Source organism: Pseudoxanthomonas sp. G3 (assembly GCF_057654715.1).
This window is the reverse complement of the sequence record NZ_CM172805.1, coordinates 355,334-362,500: the sequence shown is the minus strand read 5'-3', so window position 1 is coordinate 362,500 and position 7,167 is coordinate 355,334. Positions and strand designations below refer to the sequence as shown.

The 7,167-nt window shown below is 56.0% G+C and carries 1 protein-coding gene, 2 tRNA genes and 3 rRNA genes; all 6 read right to left on the bottom strand.

Features of this window, described 5'->3' with window-relative positions:
• Nucleotides 1-162 precede the first annotated feature (162 nt).
• A 5S ribosomal RNA gene (gene rrf, locus AC23D6_RS01680) occupies nt 163-277 on the bottom strand.
• Nucleotides 278-403: 126 nt separating this feature from the next.
• Nucleotides 404-3,282 (bottom strand): 23S ribosomal RNA (locus AC23D6_RS01675).
• A gap of 253 nt (nt 3,283-3,535) precedes the next feature.
• Nucleotides 3,536-3,612: transfer RNA gene (locus tag AC23D6_RS01670), tRNA-Ile, on the bottom strand.
• Nucleotides 3,613-3,627: 15 nt separating this feature from the next.
• A tRNA-Ala gene (locus AC23D6_RS01665) sits at nt 3,628-3,703 on the bottom strand.
• Nucleotides 3,704-3,775: 72 nt separating this feature from the next.
• Nucleotides 3,776-5,320, bottom strand: a 16S ribosomal RNA gene (locus tag AC23D6_RS01660).
• The 16S, 23S and 5S rRNA genes sit together here with 2 tRNA genes alongside, the layout of an rRNA operon.
• A 456-nt stretch (nt 5,321-5,776) precedes the next feature.
• Nucleotides 5,777-6,985, bottom strand: a complete 1,209-nt coding sequence (tyrS, locus tag AC23D6_RS01655) for a tyrosine--tRNA ligase (RefSeq protein WP_487751117.1) — start codon at nt 6,983-6,985, stop codon at nt 5,777-5,779.
• Nucleotides 6,986-7,167: the final 182 nt, after the last annotated feature.

The following is a 7,167-nucleotide window of genomic DNA, read 5'->3' as shown; positions in this document are numbered from 1 at the left end:
GAGGTGAGCCGCCTATTATGGCGGGTTTTTGCAGTCTGTCAACACCTTGTCAAAAGAATTTTTTGCCTTCCTTTGACTGACCCCGGCGGCGAACCGTCAGAAATCAGGGGCTTACACAAAAAGGAAACCCCCAGCCTTTAGGGCTGGGGGTTTGGGTAAAGCCCCTGGCGATGACCTACTCTTGCATGGCTTAAGCCACACTACCATCGGCGCGGCTGCGTTTCACTTCCGTGTTCGGGATGGGAACGGGTGGGACCACAGCGCTAATTTCACCAGGGAGAGGGTTGGAGCGTCGCCATCCAAGGAACGGATTAAGGCGCCAATCTCTCATAGGGTCTTGTGACGTAGCGGGCATTGGATTTTCTCTGACGATATCGTCGAGTCCAAGGCCACTTGAGGTTATATGGTCAAGCCGCACGGATCATTAGTATCAGTTAGCTCAATGGGTTGCCCCACTTACACACCTGACCTATCAACCACCTAGTCTTGATGGTTCCTTTAGGGGGCTTGTGCCCCGGGAAGTCTCATCTTGAGGCGCGCTTCCCGCTTAGATGCTTTCAGCGGTTATCGCTTCCGAACATAGCTACCCGGCAATGCCACTGGCGTGACAACCGGAACACCAGAGGTTCGTCCACTCCGGTCCTCTCGTACTAGGAGCAGCCCCTCTCAAACTTCCAACGCCCATGGCAGATAGGGACCGAACTGTCTCACGACGTTCTGAACCCAGCTCGCGTACCACTTTAAATGGCGAACAGCCATACCCTTGGGACCGACTACAGCCCCAGGATGTGATGAGCCGACATCGAGGTGCCAAACACCGCCGTCGATATGAACTCTTGGGCGGTATCAGCCTGTTATCCCCGGAGTACCTTTTATCCGTTGAGCGATGGCCCTTCCATACAGAACCACCGGATCACTAAGTCCTACTTTCGTACCTGCTTGATCCGTCGATCTCGCAGTCAAGCACGCTTATGCCTTTGCACACAGTGCGCGATGTCCGACCGCGCTGAGCGTACCTTCGAGCTCCTCCGTTACTCTTTGGGAGGAGACCGCCCCAGTCAAACTACCCACCATACATGGTCCCCGATCCGGATTACGGACCTAGGTTAGAACGTCAAGCACATCAGGGTGGTATTTCAAGGTTGGCTCCACCGAAGCTAGCGCCTCGGTTTCATAGCCTCCCACCTATCCTACACAGACGAACTCAACGTTCAATGTAAAGCTATAGTAAAGGTTCACGGGGTCTTTCCGTCTTGCCACGGGAACGCTGCATCTTCACAGCGATTTCAATTTCACTGAGTCTCGGGTGGAGACAGCGCCGCTGTCGTTACGCCATTCGTGCAGGTCGGAACTTACCCGACAAGGAATTTCGCTACCTTAGGACCGTTATAGTTACGGCCGCCGTTTACTGGGGCTTCGATCAAGAGCTTCGCCTTGCGGCTGACCCCATCAATTAACCTTCCAGCACCGGGCAGGCGTCACACCCTATACGTCCACTTTCGTGTTTGCAGAGTGCTGTGTTTTTGATAAACAGTCGCAGCGGCCTGGTTTCTGCGACCCCCCTCAGCTATAGCCCGCATGGGCCACCAAAGGGGGTGCACCTTCTCCCGAAGTTACGGTGCCATGTTGCCTAGTTCCTTCACCCGAGTTCTCTCAAGCGCCTGAGAATTCTCATCCTACCCACCTGTGTCGGTTTACGGTACGGTCTGCGTGAGCTGAAGCTTAGGAGCTTTTCCTGGAAGCGTGGTATCAGTGACTTCGTCCTAAAGGACTCGTCTCGGTGCTCGGTCTTAAAGGATCCCGGATTTGCCAAAGATCCAAACCTACCGCCTTTCCCCCGGACAACCAACGCCGGGTACACCTAACCTTCTCCGTCCCTCCATCGCACTCACGCGAGGTGCAGGAATATTAACCTGCTTCCCATCGACTACGGCTTTCGCCCTCGCCTTAGGGACCGACTAACCCTGCGTCGATTAACGTTGCGCAAGGAAACCTTGGGCTTTCGGCGTGCGGGCTTTTCACCCGCATTATCGTTACTCATGTCAGCATTCGCACTTCCGATACCTCCAGCAGCCTTCTCAAGCCACCTTCGCAGGCTTACGGAACGCTCCTCTACCGCGCATAACAAAGTTATGCACCCCAAGCTTCGGTTTCGTGCTTAGCCCCGTTAAATCTTCCGCGCAGACCGACTCGACCAGTGAGCTATTACGCTTTCTTTAAAGGGTGGCTGCTTCTAAGCCAACCTCCTGGCTGTCTGTGCCTTTCCACATCGTTTTCCACTTAGCACGAAATTTGGGACCTTAGCTGTGGGTCTGGGTTGTTTCCCTTTTCACGACGGACGTTAGCACCCGCCGTGTGTCTCCCGTACATTCTGTCTTGGTATTCGGAGTTTGCCATGGTTTGCTAAGACGCGATGTCCCGCTAGCCATAACAGTGCTCTACCCCCAAGAAGATTCATACGAGGCGCTACCTAAATAGCTTTCGAGGAGAACCAGCTATCTCCGGGTTCGATTAGCTTTTCACTCCTAATCACACCTCATCCCCTACCTTTGCAACGGGAGTGGGTTCGGGCCTCCAGTACCTGTTACGGCACCTTCACCCTGGGCATGACTAGATCACCCGGTTTCGGGTCTACTGCCCGCGACTATGCGCCCTTATCAGACTCGGTTTCCCTTCGCCTCCCCTATACGGTTAAGCTTGCCACGAACAGTAAGTCGCTGACCCATTATACAAAAGGTACGCAGTCACCCTTGCGGGCTCCTACTGCTTGTACGCACACGGTTTCAGGATCTATTTCACTCCCCTCTCCGGGGTTCTTTTCGCCTTTCCCTCACGGTACTGGTTCACTATCGGTCGGTCAGGAGTATTTAGCCTTGGAGGATGGTCCCCCCATGTTCAGACAGGGTTTCTCGTGCCCCGCCTTACTCGTCTTCACTGAAATGGCCTTTTCGAATACCGGGCTATCACCGTCTATGGCCAGTCTTTCCAGACTGTTCTTCTAAAACCAATCCAGCTTAAGGGCTGGTCCCCGTTCGCTCGTCACTACTCAGGGAATCTCGGTTGATTTCTTTTCCTCCGGTTACTTAGATATTTCAGTTCACCGGGTTTGCCTCCAGCAGCTATGTATTCACTGCAGGATACTGCCGAAGCAGTGGGTTTCCCCATTCGGACATTGCGGGATCAATGCTTGTTGCCAGCTCCCCCGCACTTTTCGCAGGCTGCCACGTCCTTCATCGCCTCTGACCGCCAAGGCATCCACCGTGTGCGCTTATTCGCTTGACCATATAACCCCAAGTCGCCTCGGAGTTACATGCCGTGTTAATGGGGTACAAAGCCATTAACGCGAACATACGACTCAATTTTTAGGGACTCGAAGTCCCCGCCTTAGCCTCAACGACACGTCTAGATGAAAATCTAAAACGCTCGCTACGTCACAAGTTGTTAAAGAACACGGAGCCGGCTTCAGCGCCGATCCGTTTCAAAATAATCTTTTAGTGTGCGTTTGCAGGTTTCAAAGTAATGGCCAGCCTGGTTTTGGTGGGTCTGGGAGGACTCGAACCACCGACCTCACCCTTATCAGGGGTGCGCTCTAACCACCTGAGCTACAGACCCAAAAGTCGTCCTCAGTGGTGGAGCCTGTCGGGATCGAACCGACGACCCCCTGCTTGCAAAGCAGGTGCTCTCCCAGCTGAGCTAAGGCCCCGTTGTACGGGCTTACTCTGAAAAATGCAGGTGTCTTGTGTGGGCGCCTGACAAGAAGCGCTTGTCATGCTCAAAAGGAGGTGATCCAGCCGCACCTTCCGATACGGCTACCTTGTTACGACTTCACCCCAGTCATCGGCCACACCGTGGCAAGCGCCCTCCCGAAGGTTAAGCTACCTGCTTCTGGTGCAACAAACTCCCATGGTGTGACGGGCGGTGTGTACAAGGCCCGGGAACGTATTCACCGCAGCAATGCTGATCTGCGATTACTAGCGATTCCGACTTCATGGAGTCGAGTTGCAGACTCCAATCCGGACTGAGATAGGGTTTCTGGGATTGGCTCACCCTCGCGGGTTTGCAGCCCTCTGTCCCTACCATTGTAGTACGTGTGTAGCCCTGGTCGTAAGGGCCATGATGACTTGACGTCATCCCCACCTTCCTCCGGTTTGTCACCGGCGGTCTCCTTAGAGTTCCCACCATTACGTGCTGGCAACTAAGGACAAGGGTTGCGCTCGTTGCGGGACTTAACCCAACATCTCACGACACGAGCTGACGACAGCCATGCAGCACCTGTCTCACGGTTCCCGAAGGCACCAATCCATCTCTGGAAAGTTCCGTGGATGTCAAGACCAGGTAAGGTTCTTCGCGTTGCATCGAATTAAACCACATACTCCACCGCTTGTGCGGGCCCCCGTCAATTCCTTTGAGTTTCAGTCTTGCGACCGTACTCCCCAGGCGGCGAACTTAACGCGTTAGCTTCGATACTGGGTGCCAAGTTGCACCCAACATCCAGTTCGCATCGTTTAGGGCGTGGACTACCAGGGTATCTAATCCTGTTTGCTCCCCACGCTTTCGTGCCTCAGTGTCAGTGTTGGCCCAGGATGCCGCCTTCGCCACGGATGTTCCTTCTGATCTCTACGCATTTCACTGCTACACCAGAAATTCCGCATCCCTCTACCACACTCTAGTGATCCAGTATCCACTGCAATTCCCAGGTTGAGCCCAGGGCTTTCACAACGGACTTAAACCACCACCTACGCACGCTTTACGCCCAGTAATTCCGAGTAACGCTTGCACCCTTCGTATTACCGCGGCTGCTGGCACGAAGTTAGCCGGTGCTTATTCTTTGGGTACCGTCATCCCCACCGGTTATTAACCGATAGGATTTCTTTCCCAACAAAAGGGCTTTACAACCCGAAGGCCTTCTTCACCCACGCGGTATGGCTGGATCAGGCTTGCGCCCATTGTCCAATATTCCCCACTGCTGCCTCCCGTAGGAGTCTGGACCGTGTCTCAGTTCCAGTGTGGCTGATCATCCTCTCAGACCAGCTACCGATCGTCGCCTTGGTGGGCCATTACCCCGCCAACTAGCTAATCGGACATCGGCTCATCTAATCGCGTGAGGCCTTGCGGTCCCCCACTTTCACCCGTAGGTCGTATGCGGTATTAGCGTAAGTTTCCCTACGTTATCCCCCACGAAAAGGTAGATTCCGATGTATTCCTCACCCGTCCGCCACTCGCCACCCAGAGAGCAAGCTCTCCTGTGCTGCCGTTCGACTTGCATGTGTTAGGCCTACCGCCAGCGTTCACTCTGAGCCAGGATCAAACTCTTCACTTAAAACTACTTAGCCCGAAGGCCAATGCTTTGAATGCAGATCGTCTGATCACAAGCCTTACGTATCGCTTGCATTTCTACAATTGACAAGATGCTCATGAATCGAACGTCTGCAAGATGGACAGCTAGTCCTTCCTGCAGGCGCCCACACAAGTCACCTGCGCACACTGTCAAAGAGCTTCGAAGTCGGCCTCAGCGCCTTCCTTCGTATCCCCAACGTTTCCGTCGAGGTGAGCCGCACATTATGGTGAGGCTTTTTCGTTTCGTCAACACCCAATTTCGAGGTTGTTGGCGATTCGTTTCCCTTCGTTCTGACGCCTTGCCGGTCCGGCAAGGCCCCGTGCGTCGGGGGAGGGAAAGTATGACCTGTTCTCCCACCCTTGGGAAGGGGGCTGGAAGAAAAATTTCACAGGATCGCGACACCTCTTCCCGACGCGATCTCGCCGACGGACGCTACCCTCAGCCGGCAACAAGACGGACGCGCGCGAAGTTCCGCTTGCCCACCTGCAGGACGCCTTCGAATCCCGGCGCGAGCACCAGGCCGGCGTCATCCACCACCTCGCCCGCCACCTTCACCGCCCGCTCTTTGAGCTTGCGGCTGGCTTCGGAGTTGCTCGGCGTGATGCCTGCCGCGGTCAGCAGCGCGGCGATGCGAATGCCCTCTGCCGGAACCGCCACATCCTTCAGCTCGAGCAGCGACGTGTCGCCCTGCCCGGTGACCACCGCGTGCCAGCCGGCAATCGCCCGTTCGGCCTCCGCCGCATCATGGAAGCGTGTCGCCAGTTCGCGCGCCAGCCGAAGCTTGATCTCGCGCGGATTCACCTCGCCTGCGGCCACCGCCTGCTTGAACTGCACCGCTTCAACAGCACCGATATCGAAGCTCAGCAGTTCGATCCAGTCCCACATCAGCTCATCGCCGACTTTCATGGTCTTGGTGACGATGTCGATCGCCGGCTCGGCTACGCCGATGTAGTTGCCCAGCGACTTGGACATCTTGTTGACGCCATCGAGGCCCACCAGCAGGGGCATGGTCAGCACGATCTGCGGCTTCTGGCCGTAGTGCTCCTGCAGGCCACGGCCCATCAGCAGGTTGAACTTCTGGTCGGTGCCGCCGAGCTCGACGTCGGCTTCCAGCGCCACCGAGTCGTAGCCCTGCACCAGCGGGTAGAGGAATTCATGGATCGCGATCGACTGCTGGGCGGCGTAGCGCTTGGCGAAGTCGTCGCGCTCGAGCATGCGGGCGACCGTGTGCTGGCCGGCCAAGCGGATCATGTCGGCGGCCGCCATCTTGCCGAACCATTCGGAATTGAAGCGGACTTCCGTGCGTTCGCGGTCCAGGACCTTGAACACCTGCTCCTCGTAGGTGCGGGCATTGGCCAGCACATCCTCGCGCGAGAGGGGCTTGCGGGTGACGTTCTTGCCGGACGGATCGCCGATCATCCCGGTGAAGTCGCCAATCAGGAAAATCACCTGGTGCCCCAGGTCCTGGAACTGCCGCAGCTTGTTCAGCAACACCGTATGGCCCAGATGCAGATCCGGAGCGGTCGGGTCGAAGCCCGCTTTCACGCGCAGCGGCCGGCCCAGCTTCAGGCGGGCCTCCAGGTCTTCGAGCTTGAGGATTTCGTCGGCGCCACGGCCGATCAGGGCGAGAGCTTCAGCAGAGGACACGAGGGAGCAGTTCCAGTCAGGGCGCCCGTGAAGGGCAAGTCAGTGAGGTGAAGTTACCGTTAAAAGAAAGTAAATAGTGATACCAATCAAAAAATCCAATTGACTCAATGGTTTGACGCGAAGTCTTCGCGTGTCTATGGTACGCCGATTGGGGCTTCGCCTTGGCCCCGGGGTTCAACCTT